14 protein-coding genes are annotated in these 15,163 nt (G+C 44.0%); 9 read left to right on the plus strand and 5 right to left on the minus strand.

Annotated features, from left to right (window positions below; genetic code table 11):
• Window positions 1-267: 267 nt before the first annotated feature.
• Window positions 268-471, plus strand: a complete 204-nt coding sequence (locus tag ACT7WV_RS15695) for a hypothetical protein (RefSeq protein ID WP_445103775.1) — start codon at window positions 268-270, stop codon at window positions 469-471.
• 175 nt (window positions 472-646) lie between these two features.
• Here the strand turns inward: ACT7WV_RS15695 and rpe are convergent, their stop codons facing one another.
• Window positions 647-1,354 (minus strand): ribulose-phosphate 3-epimerase, encoded by a 708-nt coding sequence (gene rpe, locus ACT7WV_RS15700; RefSeq protein ID WP_445103776.1) that lies wholly within the window; start codon window positions 1,352-1,354, stop codon window positions 647-649.
• Between the two features lie 198 nt (window positions 1,355-1,552).
• Here rpe and ACT7WV_RS15705 point away from each other — a divergent pair, with 198 nt between their 5' ends.
• Window positions 1,553-3,154 (plus strand): S8 family serine peptidase, encoded by a 1,602-nt coding sequence (locus ACT7WV_RS15705; RefSeq protein WP_445103777.1) that lies wholly within the window; start codon window positions 1,553-1,555, stop codon window positions 3,152-3,154.
• 51 nt (window positions 3,155-3,205) lie between these two features.
• On the opposite strand, the gene blaOXA is transcribed toward ACT7WV_RS15705, so the two are convergent.
• Window positions 3,206-4,054 carry a class D beta-lactamase gene (blaOXA, locus tag ACT7WV_RS15710; RefSeq protein WP_445103778.1) on the minus strand — a complete coding sequence of 283 codons (849 nt, stop codon included), beginning with the start codon at window positions 4,052-4,054 and terminating at the stop codon, window positions 3,206-3,208.
• A gap of 223 nt (window positions 4,055-4,277) precedes the next feature.
• Here blaOXA and ACT7WV_RS15715 point away from each other — a divergent pair, with 223 nt between their 5' ends.
• Complete coding sequence (locus ACT7WV_RS15715; protein WP_445103779.1) at window positions 4,278-5,561, plus strand: serpin family protein; 1,284 nt, start codon at window positions 4,278-4,280, stop codon at window positions 5,559-5,561.
• Window positions 5,562-5,598: 37 nt separating this feature from the next.
• Here ACT7WV_RS15715 and pgeF read toward each other — a convergent pair whose 3' ends face one another.
• The gene (gene pgeF / locus ACT7WV_RS15720; RefSeq protein ID WP_445103780.1) at window positions 5,599-6,396 is read right to left on the minus strand and encodes a peptidoglycan editing factor PgeF; all 798 of its coding nucleotides are present in this window, start codon (window positions 6,394-6,396) and stop codon (window positions 5,599-5,601) included.
• A gap of 804 nt (window positions 6,397-7,200) precedes the next feature.
• On the opposite strand from pgeF, the gene ACT7WV_RS15725 reads away from it, so the two are divergent.
• The 3 genes from ACT7WV_RS15725 to ACT7WV_RS15735 all read left to right on the plus strand — a co-directional run bounded on the left by ACT7WV_RS15725 (window position 7,201) and on the right by ACT7WV_RS15735 (window position 10,062).
• On the plus strand, window positions 7,201-7,377 hold the full coding sequence (locus ACT7WV_RS15725) for a hypothetical protein (RefSeq protein ID WP_445103781.1): 177 nt from the start codon (window positions 7,201-7,203) through the stop codon (window positions 7,375-7,377).
• 235 nt (window positions 7,378-7,612) lie between these two features.
• Complete coding sequence (locus tag ACT7WV_RS15730) at window positions 7,613-8,464, plus strand: biotin--[acetyl-CoA-carboxylase] ligase (RefSeq protein ID WP_445103782.1); 852 nt, start codon at window positions 7,613-7,615, stop codon at window positions 8,462-8,464.
• A 104-nt stretch (window positions 8,465-8,568) separates the two neighbouring features.
• Window positions 8,569-10,062, plus strand: a complete 1,494-nt coding sequence (locus ACT7WV_RS15735; RefSeq protein ID WP_445103783.1) for a M23 family metallopeptidase — start codon at window positions 8,569-8,571, stop codon at window positions 10,060-10,062.
• Window positions 10,063-10,159: 97 nt separating this feature from the next.
• Here ACT7WV_RS15735 and ribE read toward each other — a convergent pair whose 3' ends face one another.
• Window positions 10,160-10,849 (minus strand): riboflavin synthase, encoded by a 690-nt coding sequence (ribE, locus tag ACT7WV_RS15740; RefSeq protein WP_445103784.1) that lies wholly within the window; start codon window positions 10,847-10,849, stop codon window positions 10,160-10,162.
• Window positions 10,850-11,149: 300 nt separating this feature from the next.
• Between ribE and ACT7WV_RS15745 the strand changes: the two genes are divergently transcribed.
• From ACT7WV_RS15745 to ACT7WV_RS15755, 3 genes are all read left to right on the plus strand, one after another.
• The gene (locus tag ACT7WV_RS15745; RefSeq protein WP_445105666.1) at window positions 11,150-11,653 is read left to right on the plus strand and encodes a bifunctional nuclease family protein; all 504 of its coding nucleotides are present in this window, start codon (window positions 11,150-11,152) and stop codon (window positions 11,651-11,653) included.
• 283 nt (window positions 11,654-11,936) lie between these two features.
• Window positions 11,937-13,067, plus strand: coding sequence for an aldo/keto reductase (locus ACT7WV_RS15750; protein ID WP_445103785.1), 1,131 nt, complete (start codon window positions 11,937-11,939; stop codon window positions 13,065-13,067).
• 129 nt (window positions 13,068-13,196) lie between these two features.
• Entirely contained in the window at window positions 13,197-13,721 is a 525-nt protein-coding gene (locus ACT7WV_RS15755; protein WP_445103786.1) for a hypothetical protein, read from the plus strand.
• On the opposite strand, the gene ACT7WV_RS15760 is transcribed toward ACT7WV_RS15755, so the two are convergent.
• Window positions 13,713-14,903, minus strand: coding sequence for an extracellular solute-binding protein (locus tag ACT7WV_RS15760; protein ID WP_445103787.1), 1,191 nt, complete (start codon window positions 14,901-14,903; stop codon window positions 13,713-13,715). The genes ACT7WV_RS15755 and ACT7WV_RS15760 overlap by 9 nt on opposite strands.
• Window positions 14,904-15,163: the final 260 nt, after the last annotated feature.

Genomic DNA, 15,163 nt, shown 5'->3' on the forward strand with positions numbered 1-15,163 from the left:
TGCAGGTAAAGTGGGACACACCCTAAGCTCTGTTGAAATAGAAAAAATCCTTGGAGATCTAGCCTTAAGCTAATTGTAGTTAATAAGTGAAACTAGGCTTAAGCTAGGACATAATTGTGTAAGACCTGAGTAGGGACAACTAAAAAAGCCGGTGATTAGCTCAAGAATCTCACGCGATATTCTTTGAATTAGCTGTGAGAGTTGTCAAGCAGCTTAGATAGTCACCGAAGAAAGGTAAAGTACTGCTGTAATCAGAGGTGCTGATTTATGGTTTTAATCCGCGAAATTGCCCAAGAGGCACTTTTAACCGGCTATCTGACTATTGAAGCTGAAGAAAAACTACGGCAGCTTTTACAAAAAACCAAGTATGGCGGAGAAGATTTATGTGCCTTCATGAGATTGCAGCAAGCGGCAATTAGTGGACAGGTGAAGCAAGAGTCTCGTGAATTGAAGCCATCTGTCTGTCAATGAGGCAATAGGAAATTTTTTTGGGCAAAATTCTCATCAAAGCAGTTCTATTAGTAAAACTGAGACTGCTGTGGGATTTTTACCCAAACGAAATAAACCCACTCAAATAAATACCTGACAAGGGAGGTGGTTATTCAAGTGGGTTATTGTTTAATTATCTAAATTTAAAGCAGTGGTTTTAAACCGTAGCTAATTCCCTATCAGGACGCTTGCTATTGCGAATACTTTCAATAGCTTCTGCATAGTCTTTGGCTTTAAAGACACCTGAACCAGAAACAATTGCATTCGCCCCTGCCTCTAAAACCTGCCAACTGTTGCTGCCTTTGAGTCCGCCATCAACTTCAATCCAGGGATCAAGACCGCGATCATCACACATCTGACGAAGTTTGCGAATTTTGGGAATCACACCGGGGATAAAACTTTGGCCTCCAAAGCCAGGATTGACGCTCATAATCAGCACCAAATCGCATAGCTCTAAGACATACTCAATCAACTCCAAAGGTGTTGAAGGATTAAGTACAACGCCAGCTTGCTTGCCCAGTTCTTTAATTTGGGAGAGAGTGCGATGCAAGTGGGGCGAAGCGTTATGTTCAGCATGCACTGAGATGATATCAGCTCCTGCCTTAGCAAAGTCCTCTACATACTTTTCTGGTTCCACAATCATCAAATGGACATCCAGAGGTTTTGTGGTAACAGGACGAAGTGCTTCAACAATCAGAGGACCAATGGTGATGTTGGGAACAAAGCGACCGTCCATGACATCTACATGTATCCAATCAGCACCAGCGGCATCCACCGCCTTTACTTGCTCCCCCAATCGGCTAAAATCGGCTGATAATATAGAAGGAGCAACGACGATGGGTTTCTGAGATTGCGTTTTGGTCATAATTGGTGATACTCTCCTGTATCCTCTTTCTAGTTATCATCTTAACAAAATCTTTAGCAATCCCCTAAATTTGCTAAGCAAGGCACTAATCTTTCCCCGATTGATGGGAATCAATCGTTAGGGTAGTGTGTCAACCCAGAGATTTTGCCCTCTGACCTTGAATTAATAAACCGATGATGAGGAGAAGGAGAAGCTTCCTTGGCTCACCAACAGATTCTTAAAAGACTGGTATTGATAATTGGGGGCTTGAGTGCTAGTTGTCTAACACTTCCTGCGCTAGCTTCACCAGCTTCCATCGGAGAAGAAGGAATTAGCGCTCAGAGACTACAGGACAAACCCTACAATTTAACCGGTCGTAAAATTGGCATTGGTCAAGTAGAAATCGGCAGACCAGGATTTTTTGGTCTCGACAAAGCTGTTTCCTGGAACCCTACATTGCCTCTGTATCGGGTTTTTTATCGTGATTCTCCCGCGAAAGCCGATGATAACGTGGATACCCATGCAGCCATGGTAGCCGGGGTTATGGTTAGTAGCGATAAAAGCCTACCAGGAGTGGCACCAGGAGCCAGACTCTATTCCTCCGCCGTTGGTTCACCATTAAAGAGTGGGCAAGCAGAAGAGTGCCTATCAGCCCAGCATGTAGCCCAACAAAATAGCGGAGATGTCCGAGCAATTAACTTTAGCTTTGGCGAATCTCTACAGCGGGATAACAGAATTGAGGCAATCTTAGATGGTAATGCTCTGCTAACGCAGTGTATTGATTGGTCAGCCAGATTTCACGATGTTCTTTACGTGATTGCTGGTAATCAGGGTGAAGGCGGCATTCCCATTCCCACAGACCACTATAACGGTATAACCACTGCCTACACGACCAAACGACAAGGAATATTTAGCAAGGTAGACTTCGCTAATCTAAGCGATATCCCAGAAGGCCCTGGAAGGCGTCTGATTAAACGGGAAATCAATGTTGGCCCTCGTCGTGCCATTAACTTAGTGGCTCCTGGTAGCAAAATCTCTGTCTACAATCTAGAGGGTAAATCAGTAGAAGTCAGTGGTACTAGCTTTGCTGCTCCTCACGTTACAGGTTCCGTAGCACTGCTTCAGGAATTTGGCGATCGCCAACTGCACTCCTCGCAGCCCAACTGGAGTAAAGATTCCCGACGCCATGAAGTCATGAAAGCGGTATTGCTTAATTCAGCAGACAAAATTCAAGATACTGACGAGGGTTTGCTCTTAGGCATGAGCCGCACTACCTTGGGAAAAGATAACCGCAGCTGGCTTGATTCTGATGCCTATCAAGACCCCAAGATACCACTAGATATTCAAATGGGTACTGGGCATCTCAATGCCTTTAGAGCTTACCAACAATTTAGCCCTGGTCAGTGGAGTCCCTCTGCTAATGGTGTACCGCCGATGGGTTGGGATTATAGTTCAGTTAACGAGTCATCTGTTGAGGACTATATATTAGAGAAACCTCTCAAGGAAGGCAGTTTTGTTGCTCTTACCCTCACTTGGGATCGCTTAGTAGAGTTGCAAGATACTAACAAAAATGAGCTTTATGACCTTGGGGAAAGTTTTCGCGATCACGGTTTAAATAACCTTGACCTTTACCTGATGCCAGTGGCAGAAAATGATACTAGTAAAAGCGTTTGCTCCTCGAGCAGTGACGTTGATAGTGTAGAACATGTTTTCTGCCAAATCCCCGAAGCTGGTCGCTACAAAATCCGCGTTCAGTATCGCCAAAAAATCAATGAGGCTGCTCAATCTTATGCTCTAGCTTGGTGGACGGTGCCAGAGTAAGTTGTAGCTGCTTAATGTTTAAAAGGGGCAAAACTAACTAAGAACAGTAATTTACTGCAAAAGTCCTAATTCTGCCAAAATTTGCTTAGTTAGCTCCTTTCTTTTACCCATCAAAGCTTCTGAAGAGGAATCCTCTAGGTTAGTAGCAAAGAAGTAAACATTGTCTTCTCTTTCTAAATAACCGACTAACCAACCAACCGACTTGCCATTCGCCGCACTACCTAAACCGGTCTTGCCACTCAACTTGTAAGTGTCTGTTTTTTCTAAAACTAGAATGTCTTTAACAATATCAGTTGTGCGGTTGGATAGCGATAGTTCATTGTTGTAAAATCTCGTTAAAAAATCAATCTGTTCGTTGGGAGATATTTGCAAAGAGTTATTCAACCAAAATTGGTCAATTGGGCCAGAAACATCTTCGTTGCCGTATTGGAATTGCTCCATATATTTTTGATACTTTTCTTTACCGACTTGTTTGGCAATCTCTTGATAAAACCAAACTACTGAGTATTTGATTGCAGAACGTAGACTATGGTCACTTTGCCACTCCCTAGGCCACCACCGTTCGGGAGGATGCTTTTCGGAGTCGTAAGGAGTTACAATATTTTCGTCTTTAATAACACCAGTTTCTAGAGCAATTAAAGAGTTAGGAATTTTGAAGGTAGAGTAGGGACTAAACCTTTGACTACAGCGCGCTTTATTGTATCTAATGTACTGATTATCCTTCAGGTCTTTGAGAACAAAGGCTCCCTCAGTATCCTGAAAAAGTTTGTTTAAAATTGACTCGCTAGCCTGATTTGTGGGAAGGGCGTTGCTTAGAGATGGATAAATATTGAGCGTAACTACCAGTGAGACAGATAATACAAATAACACCAAGCCTGACAACAGTTTTTTATTGCCCATTTTCAAGAACTGAATGATTGGTCTAATTTAATATACTATTAGTAGTCTTACATCTTTAATTAAATTACTTAAACTATAGCAATCGCTCAATTATTAGCTATGTTTTCCATCCCAATGCAACCTTAAATTGACTACACAAGGTTACTAAGTCTTTACATTTCGGAACACTTGTGACCATAAGTAGTCATTTTAATCAAAGCACACTGACAAGGAAAGACGCACAATGAGAATGCTCATTCGATTATCTATCGTAGTAGCAGCGAGCATTATTTTGACAGTTTTTTTAGAGGTATTTACAACATATAAGAGTAACCCTGTTGAGCCTCTTTTTAGCGCTCAAAAACTTAGGAATTTACAATCAAATATCGATTCAGCTAACCCTTCAGTGGCTCCTGGCTTTATTGAAGCCAACACAAAATTCGGTTTTAAGCTATTCCAAGAGATTCTCCAACAAGAGAGCGGCAAAAATATATTTCTCTCGCCTAGCAGTGTGGGTATCGCTCTTTCCATGATCTACAACGGTGCTAGTGGCGAAACCCAGCAGGCGATGGCGCAAGCTTTAGAACTACAAGGGATGAGTCTCCAAGAGATTAACCAAGCCAATCAAGCTTTAAAAGTCACTTTAGAAAATGCTGATCCTAATATTCAACTAGCGATCGCTAACTCCCTTTGGGCGAAGCAAGGTATTACTTTTAAGACTAAATTTTTGCAAGCAAACCAGCAATTTTATCAAGCTCAGGTAACAGAGCTTGACTTTTCTAGACCCGATGCCCCAAATGTAATTAATAATTGGGTTAAAGAAAATACATCCGGTAAAATTGAAGAAATTGTTGAAGAAATTCAGCCCAATGACATCCTTTTTTTAATTAATGCCATTTACTTCAAAGGTAACTGGAGTGAAGAATTCGATAAAAATCAAACAACTGAACTTGCTTTCTATTTATCAGATGGTAGTCAGAAGCAACACCCGATGATGTCTCAGTCTAGTAAGTATCATTACTATGAAAATGAAACTTTTCAGGCAGTGAGTTTGCCCTACGGTCAAAGAAAGCTAAGTTTGTATGTCTTTTTGCCTCAGGAAAATACAACTCTCGAAGATTTTCAAGAGCAATTAAATACGGAAAACTGGCAGCAGTGGATGAGCCAGTTTCGTAAGCGAGATGGTTCAATTAAGCTACCTCGGTTTAAATTTGATTACGAAATTCAACTAAATAACGCTTTAGCGGCACTAGGAATGGGGATTGTTTTTAATCGAGAAGCAGATTTTTCTGGGATGACTGCTGCGGAAGTTGCCATCAATGAAGTCAAACACAAAACTTTCGTAGAAGTGAATGAAGAAGGCACCGAAGCCGCTGCTGTTGCCTATTTAGGTGGTGTTAGGTCAACATCTCTTCAGATGCCAGAAGAACCTTTCCAAATGGTGGTTAATCGTCCTTTTTTCTGTGCAATTCTGGATAATCAAACTGGAACGGTTCTCTTTATGGGTTCAATTTTTGAACCTCTGTAACACCACGTGCTGATCGCTTGCACCGCCATCATCACCTTTAGTTACTGACAATACCTGACCACTGAACTTTTTTAAGCTTATTGCGGCGGTAGGAAAAGAAAAGCTTGGGTTCTTGGTAAGTGCAGTGAGGCGCGATCGCTACTTGTTCTGAATGAATGCCTAGTTGTTCGAGTTGTAAACTATTCACACGCCTCACGTCTAAACGCACATGTCCTGGTTGTGGATCATTAAGGATAGGTGAGTGGGGTAACTGCTGCAATAAATTAATAATGGATTCTGTTGAATCAGCTTGATCTGCGGATACGATGCTAGCCCCAACTTGGGCAGCTACTGTCTCTGATACTTGATAAACTTCGCCCGTGATTGCAGGTCCCATGGCAATGCGCAAGTTCTGGATACTGCTGCCATACTCAAGAAATCTGGCGATCGCATTCGGTACAATCCGGGAGGCAGTACCCCGCCAACCTGCATGCACTGCTGCTACCTGTCCCGTCTCCTCGTCCGCAATCAGTACAGGTGTACAGTCAGCACTACAAACCCATACTGCCTGCTGAGGCTGCTCTGTCAAGATACCATCGGCGGCTGCTCTTTCTAGGGACTGCTTAATTTCTTGTGCCGTACTGGCAGCGTTGTTGATCTCTGATGGCGTTAGTACTGTGTTGCCGTGCACTTGCCTGATTTGATATGCCTGGGCATTAGCTTGAAGCGCTGTAACAATTTGGCAAGGAGTGCGGGGGGAAAACTGTTGAGTGAAAAAGCCGTGATTCCAAGGCTTGAGCAGGCTACAGGTCAAATAAGGTAGTTCTTCCCAGGTTTGCCAGTGCCAAGTGTGCATAAAAGTCCCTTTCTCGTTTTTTGATTCTTATCGGTGCCTGACAGATCCAGGGTAGCTGAATTTTTCCCGATCGCTCTTGAACTGTACTTTCTAGCCTGATCAAAAGGGTTTAGAGAAAACTAGCACTCAGCACCAATCATCAAGATACTCAATAACTTGTTGAGTAAAACTCTTCCCACTAGTTTTAATAGCGATATTTCGCTTTGTTGGGAATTAGATTTTTGCCTTCTGACCCCAACATTGATTAACAAGTTTTACATCTATCTATATAGATATCTTTTAATTTGACATACGACTGATAAGTTTTTAATAAACTCTGGTCAAATATTATTCTTCCATAATCTGGAGTTCAATAGTTTAAAACCATTATTGATATGCTCTATGCCGACTTTTCGTGAACTCCTACTCCTCTAGGGAAAGACTGGTTTAGTTCAACAGCCCTTATAACTAGTTTCTTTAAAAGAGGTAATTTGTTGGCTTTGCTATTATGTTGATCTAGAGGTTAGTTGTGTGAAGCTTTTGTTAACTGCCTAGCCATACTAAAAAAAAATGATTAAAGTATTTATTAAAGGAATAAAACTGCCTGGAGATTGAACAGCAATTAAATTCTAGGTGGAAAGGGATTTGCATTTACTTATCTGACATATTTCCAGCAAGATTGATAGTGATATCAGTCATTAGCAGTACAAAGAGTTGCTATTGTTATCAGATTTTAAAGATGACTTAGCTGACCTTTGTCACTAATTTTGCCTGCCTAGGTAAATAAAGGTTTATTGGCTAAAAACAACTAATAAGGAGTAAAAAATGGCTAGGAATTTTTTTTTGCGCAAATCAGCACTATCTAGTATTTCTGCTAGCTTAATTAGTGGGCTATCTGAGGTATCTGTCAAAATTGTGATGTTCTCAGAAGTATTGAAAAAAGCAACTACGCTAGATGATGATGATACCCGCGGAAGTGGTCGTAGTACTTTTGCTTTTTAGTTTTTCTATTCAACTGAATTTAAGAAGGTTTGAGTAACATTTCAGATTTGATAAATTACCGTCTAGAGAACTCAGTTGCAGTGGTCTCATACAGAGTTTGACGCCACCGGTAGAAATAGAACTTCTCAGGAAGCAGCCAAAATCAAGACCTCTAGCTAGACGTCGAATCCAGGTAAATAATTTGTACGAATTGATCTAAGCTAACGAAAGTCAACGGTTAGCTTAAGTCAGGGTAGTGAAATTTAACCACCAAAAGTTTAAATCTGCTCAACGCTCGGTTAAAGAAAACTTACCTCTTCAAACCCCACTCCTTGGTAGAGAACCACCCCAGGGAGTGGTTTTGCATTGCTTTGAAACCCTTGCTTCGACTAACCAAACTCTGTGGTCATTACTTAACCAGGGTGCAACAGCCGGAAGTGTCGTCATTGCCGAAAAGCAAACAGCGGGACGAGGGCAGTGGGGACGGCAATGGCAATCAGAACCTGGTGGATTATACTTGTCTGTGGCTCTAACTCCCAATCTCCAGGTTACCAATAGCGCTCAGCTAACTATGTGTAGTGCTTGGGGAATCGCTACAGCTTTAAGAGCTTACAACATTCCTGTTCTGTTGAAGTGGCCTAATGACCTTCTTTTGGGTGGGCGTAAACTAGGGGGTATCTTGACCGAAACCCGTGTGCGGCAAGGTAAAATTACCAAAGCAGTCGTTGGTGTTGGCATCAACTTCTGCAACCGAGTGCCTGAACCTGGTATTAATTTGCAGTCCTTTTTTAACGAAAAATTATATTCACCAGTGTTTTCCTTGGAAATATTAGCTGCAATTGTTATACAAGGACTAATATCCGGATATCAACATTGGTCAGAAGAAGGAATAGGCATCTTGCTTCCTTCTTACCTCAAGCTACTAGATAGCCAGGGGCGTCAGGTCAGTGTGAACGGAAAACCTGGAGTTATAACAGGTGTTAAACCTACCGGGGAGTTGCAAGTGCGCTTGCACTCACAAGCAACTTCCGCTGATGATCAAGTATCAGCGCCCGTTCCGTTAAAGGAAATTTTTCTTAAGCCCGGTACAATCAATCTTGGTTATTAATGGTAATCCTTGCCACGACCTAACCAAAGTTAATTTGGTATTGATTGAGTACTGTTATTGAGCAAAATTCTTCGACTTTCCAAAAAACCCTATCAAGGTGAGTGATGAGTAGTGAGTCAGAAATTAGAAAAGAAACCTCGTCTGGTGGCACCCTTTTAGGCATCTTTTACCGAAATCCTCGGCTGTTCCTGGGAGTAGGGGCAATTTGCAGTCTCAGTTTCCTAAGCAACGGTATAGTTGTTGCACAAACTGAGTCATCTACAGACAAAGTAGCCCCACCAACAACCTCGGCAACAGCAACAGCACCCTTAGCCACTCCCAAACCCCCTGCTGCTCCACAGTCGTTTGTGGTACCCGAAACCTCGGTACCTCTACCAGCCCGAGTAGTAGCCCCTCCAGTGGCAAAAAAAACCGCCCCAGCAGTACCAGTAGTATCAGCCCCGGTTCATTCCCCGGCAGCCAAGAAACCCTCTGCCAGTACTCCCGGAAGTCGCACAGCTGCGGCCCCAGTACACTCACCAGCAGCCAAGAAGCCCTCTGTTAACATCCCAGTGCGTGTAGCAGGGCCACCTCCCTCAAACGCTGTTGGCAAAAAACCAGTGATAGCACCCAATATATCTGCACCTAGTACCTCGACTATTGCACAACCTCCAAAAGTTATTCTTAATCCTGATCAAATCCAGGAGACGGCTAAAACTCCAGTTGCTCCCAGGGGCAACTTCATCGACCGTACCAATTACGCTGCTGGCAATAATACCCGTAACAGCAAACCGACTGTAGTACTGAGTGAACGCTCAACTGGCTGTAGCACCGTCTCCAGCAATGGACAACTTGCCAGTGGAGTTTGTGGTTCGGCTGCACCTAGTCACCAAACGGCTAACTCTAGAACTGGCTCGTCGAGCAAACCTCGGCAGGTTGCCTTGGCACGGCTTACGAAAGCCCAGGCATCAGCCCCAACCTCAGTCAAGTCAGCTCCCCTAAGAGCACTGAAAAAGGCTAGACCTACTAGACAGTTGACGGCAGCTCGCTCTCAATCTAAAGCCTATTCTGTCAGGGGTACACTCAAGCCAGCGGATTTGGCTTATTTACAGTTCGCACGCCGACCACTAGGGATTTTTGGTGATCAAAAACCTAGCTTTATCTTCCCTCTGGTAATTCCAGCTTCTATCACCTCTAGCTTTGGTTGGCGGTTGCATCCTATGTTCGGTTATTACCACTTCCATAGCGGTACCGATATGGCGGCTGCACAGGGTACAGCGGTTATTGCCGTGGCTCCTGGTAAGGTAGAAACTGCCAACTTCTTAGGTGGTTATGGTCTTGCAGTCATCTTGCGCCATGAGCAAGAGACGCAAGAAAGTCTATACGGACATCTTTCAGAAGTCTTTGTCCAACCAGGCGAGTGGGTAGAACAAGGAACTGTAATTGGTCGCGTCGGCAGCACCGGAAACTCTACCGGCCCCCATCTGCACTTTGAATGGCGTCACCGCACCTCTGAAGGCTGGGTAGCGGTCGATGCAGGAGCTCATTTAGAGTATTCTATGGCTCAATTTATTGAAGCTCTCAAGCTGGTGCAGAACAATACGCAACCAGAATCTTGAGCTAGAGGTTAAAGGCTATAACCTTAACAGGTTGCAGGTTAGAAGCTTAGGAATTCAGACCATTTTTCTGGACTTTGAGCAGATTAACCTGCAACTTTTAAAGATAGCCGTGCTCAACTAAAAATGAGGGGGAAATCTCATCTAGGGAGCCAGATGTTGCTACTTGATTACCCAGCAACTTCTCGACATACTTACCCAAAATATCGCTCTCTAGATTTACCCAGCTACCAATTGGTAAGTGGCTCAGATTCGTCTGGGAATAACTGTGGGGAATTACTGCCACTTTGAACCACTGGCCTTGAGAATCACAATCGGCAATCGTGAGGCTTACGCCGTTGACGGCGATGCTGCCTTTGGGGATCAGATAGCGGGAAACTTGCTGCTTCCAGAGGTCAGCAAAAGATGCTGGTGCTTGAAAGTACATCTCCCAAGAATTAGGGGTTTGTAACGATTCACTTAAACAGCCAATGCCGTCAATATGACCAGTGACGAAGTGACCACCTAGCTTACTGCCAACACGTACAGAGGCTTCTAAATTGACGTAGGCAGCAGAATTTTGCCGCTGTCCCAGGGTTGTGCGGTGCAGAGTCTCATCAGAAGCTGTTGCCACAAAACCTTGGGGTAAGACTTCTTCTATCGTCAAACAGATGCCATCAACTGCTACGCTGTCACCAATCGCTAAATCCTGTAAAATCTCATCTGAGGAACCAGCGCAGCAGGATATGTCAAAACGGTCGTTTCCTAGTGATTGAATCGTTCCCAGAGCCTGAATTAGTCCTGTAAACACTGTTTTTATTCAACTCCTCTTGCCTTGGCAATGGGCGGCTGGTAGCAAAAGATCCAGCACTGGTGTATGTTTTTTTCGTAAAGTCCCAGATTAAACCTCCTGAGACTGGGGCATACTGGGAGAATATAGCCTTGTTGATCCCGACTTGCTCAGGTTCCCCAAGGATTGATTTGACGGTTAAACAATTAAAGTGATTAGAAAGGCTCTTGCATGGCAAGTTCTAGTCGCAATCTTTATATTAGTAGTTTACCGCTTTCGCTTGGATTCCCCGATGCCTATCCTGTTCTAGAGGCTAAGCTGATGATTGAAATGAGAGTTGCTGGAATTGCATTAGACGCGGTAACGCGCAACCCGATTGTGTTGCTCAAAGATGCCTTAGACCGTAGGGCATTACCAATTTATATTGGACACGATCAGGCGAAAGCAATTATCAGTGCTTTAGAAAAACAAAAACCACCCCGACCATTAACCCATGACCTCTTCGTGAACCTTCTCGAAGAATGGAACATGAATCTGGAGCGAATTATTATTCACTCGCTTCAGGACAATACTTTCTACGCTATCCTGTCGGTTCGTCAGGGTGAAGTTCAGAAAAGAATTGATGCCAGACCCAGTGATGCGATCGCAATCGCCTTGCGTACTGGTAGCCCAATTTGGGTGATGGAAGAAGTAGTGGCCGATGCCTCTATCCCAGTTGACCGAGACGCAGATGAAGAAGAAAGGCGTGCCTTCAAAGAGTTTGTCGCCAACATCCGACCCGAAGATTTCGTTCAGAGTCGGGGATACAAAAGCGGCGAGGCCTAGCACCCGAACAACTGGGTTTTGCAACAAAGAGTTTCCGGATAGAGATTGTAGAGCATAGCTTTTGGGTTTTAGCTGATCGGGGTAATTCCCAATAGCTATTCTCTAAGGTCTTCACCAGAAGCCAGTTTTCAAAGAGGAAAGTGATACTAGAGATGGTGTCAAAAAATGGAGTTTTTTCAGAATTTTGACCCTCCAGGTAGCACCAATCTTATCTGGTAACCTCTAAATATTGAGTCGAAGAATTGGAAGCTGAAGGCTGAGAACCTGAAGTCAATAAGTAAAAATGCGTTACCGCAGATTTGGGAAAACTAATCTGTTACTTTCGGTATTTTCCCTAGGCACTATGCGCTGCTTGACTTCTGAGTCAGATGCTAGAAAGACAGTGCTGCAGGGGATAGCCAAAGGCATCAACCATCTGGAAACTGCCAGGGGTTACGGTAAAAGTGAGCAATATCTGGGTAATATCCTCAAAACAGAGTTACCGATACCACGAGAGCAGCTATACGTTACAACCAAGCTACCACCAACACCCAGTGCTGAGTTAATGCGTCAGTGGATAGAGGAGTCCCTAGAACGCCTACAGCTCGACTATCTAGATTGTTTAGCAATTCATGGCATTAATAGCTGGGAGCATCTCGCGTGGATCGAGTCCCCCAGTGGCTGTATGCAAGCTGTAACAGAAGCGATCGCTGATGGTCGTGTCAAACACGTTGGTTTTTCTACTCACGCTCAGTTGGATGTAATTTTAGCGGCAATCAACAGCGATTTATTTGAATTTGTCAACCTGCATTACTATTACTTCTTCCAGCGTAACAGCGTAGCAATTGACTTAGCCCAGAAACAGGATCTGGGCATCTTCATTATCTCGCCAGCCGATAAGGGAGGACGTTTATACACCCCACCCCCAAAGCTGGAGATGCTTTGTCATCCCTTTTCCCCACTGGAACTTAACTATCGCTTTTTGTTGAGCGATCGCCGCATTAACACTCTTAGCGTTGGGCCGGCTAATCCCACAGAACTAAAGGCACCTCTAAGGGTTGCTGACCACGATGAACCTTTGACACCTCAGGAAGTACAGGCACTAAATCGTTTGGAGACACAAGCGATTGATGCCTTGGGAACTGACCACTGTAGCCAGTGCTACGCTTGTCTGCCTTGCCCAGAAAAGATCAATATTCCAGAAGTTTTGCGGCTGCGCAATCTGGTTGTTGCTTACGACATGACTGATTTTAGTAAATACCGCTATGCCATGTTCGGCAATGCTGGTCACTGGTTTCCTGGTATCAAGGGTGATAGCTGTACTAGCTGTGGTGAGTGCCTACCTCGTTGCCCTGAACAGTTAGATATTCCAGCACTACTGAGTGACACCCACAAGCGCCTGGAAGGCCCTCCCAAGCGTCGGCTTTGGAATTAAAACTTCTAGCCAAAGAACCATGTTTTGCCTAATCCAAGAACTATTACTGGTTGTCTTGTCCAGAAGCTCTCAGGAATTTCCCAGCAAAATTGATAAAATATAACTAACCTGTAGGCAAGGCTGAAAAATATGAGCCTTGGGTCAAAATTTACCCCATGGGTATCAGGATCCGTTCTGTTGGCAAGTGTGTTGTTTCTTCTAGTATCTCGACTAGCATTGGCACAAGAGCCATCGGCGGCAGATACTTGTAGACAAATATCAGAGATAGAACCCCCGATTGATCAGGCTGAACCCCCCCAGGAAGACGCTCTGGTAACACCTCAGGAGATTTCCCAAAAAGGACTAACAGACCCTAGTTTTTGGTGGGCACAAGAGCAATTTAATCAATTTGATGGCAAACTGATTAACTCTTGGGTAGCCAATAAAGAACAAAAAAGGCTGTATTTGTTTGTCAATCGTCAACTCTGGACTCTGATGGATTATTTGGGAAGGTATAGCTTCGTCAATAAGTTTGGCACCGTCGCTAGAGATTATCAGTACGATGTTGGGCTATTCAATCAAGAGGGACTACCCCTAGCAAGCTACACCTGTGACTATAGTCAAACTCCAACTGACTGCACAATTAGAATCTGCCAATCTTCTTGGTCAAGATAATTTACATGTACCTGGCGAATAGCTAGTGCAATGGCGGATTTTAAGCCAAAGTTGCTGGTACTGCTCAACTGTTGACGGAGGCAAAGGTTCAAGAAATTCACTATTTTCAAGAACGTCTCCCCTTGGTACAAGCAGCCTCTCTATTTCCCCTGGATTGAATTCTGGGAACATTGGCGAAGCTGCCATACTCAATAAAGAAATTTCTCTAGCCTGCTGAGGCTTCCAGCAAAAATCGATCCATTGATGCTCGATCTCGGCAGCACTGGAGTTAGCAGCCTCTGCTGGTTTCACCCATAAATCTGCCCAGAGAGCCGTTCCTGAGCGAGGAACTACGGCGCTAATACGGCGATCATGGGGTAAAAAGGGGGCAATGTCAGTAGACCAACCAACAGCAACTGAAGTATCTCCCAACAGTAGGGGTTCTAGATAATTATCAGAACTGTAGAATTTGACTTGTTTATGCAGTGCCAGCAGCTTTTCTTCCAGAGAAGCTACCTGATCTAAGTCCTGAGTATTATAGGATTCTTTCAGTGTTTTCAAAGTCAAACCGATGACTTCTCGCGGTTGATCTAGCAGAGAAATACGCCTGCGTAGCTCCGGATTCCACAAATCACTCCAGTCTGAGGGGAGTTTCCAGCCTTCAGCTTCAAATTGATCGCGACGGTAGGCAATCACAGTGCTACCCCAACGGTAAGGTGCACCCCAGATAACACCCTCTTTGTCTGGTTTTAGTTCACCTTCTGAATTCCGTTTCACCAAATTTTTCCAGAGAGGCGGTAGATGCTTCCACTGGGTAAGTTTGTCTGGATTCAAGGGTTCAATTAGTTGCTCTCTAATTGCCTTTGCTAACCAGTAGTCTCCTAATGTCACTAAGTCAGCAATCACTGGTGTTTTAGATCTAGCCCAAGGTAATGAGAAACGTGGCTTAACACCTGGTTCGTGCCCTTGCTCTTTCCAGATTTCCAGCCTTGAGAATAAATCTTGTAATTGCTTTTCTGGAGCAAAATCGAGTGTGATCTTTTGCTTGGATTGTTTACGAAATTCATCCAATAGTTGAACTGGGAGCGAATCTTGCAAAACCAGCACCCTTAAGGATACTTGTGAACCAGGGCTACAGCCTGAAGCTAGTTGAGCCAGAGTTAGGGCGCTAGCACCCAAGAGGAATGATCTTCGTTTGATCATCGAGATCTATACTCCCAGTTCTAAAGACGGACAGTAGAGATATTGCAAGTACTTGGAGATTCTGCCTTCATTGAGATTTTTAGGGGGTTTCCTTTTGGTGTAGAGTGCCTTAAAACTAAAGTCTTTGTGTAGAGGATCCACTAGGTAGTTGATCAATTCTTGAGGCAAAAGCTGAGTAATTACTCACCCGAAAATTCTCAGCACGAGCTGCCAGAACCTACATAAGGTTTTTGCGATAATAATCTAGAGGATAATCTTAG

Source organism: Symploca atlantica LB2515 (assembly GCF_052546295.1).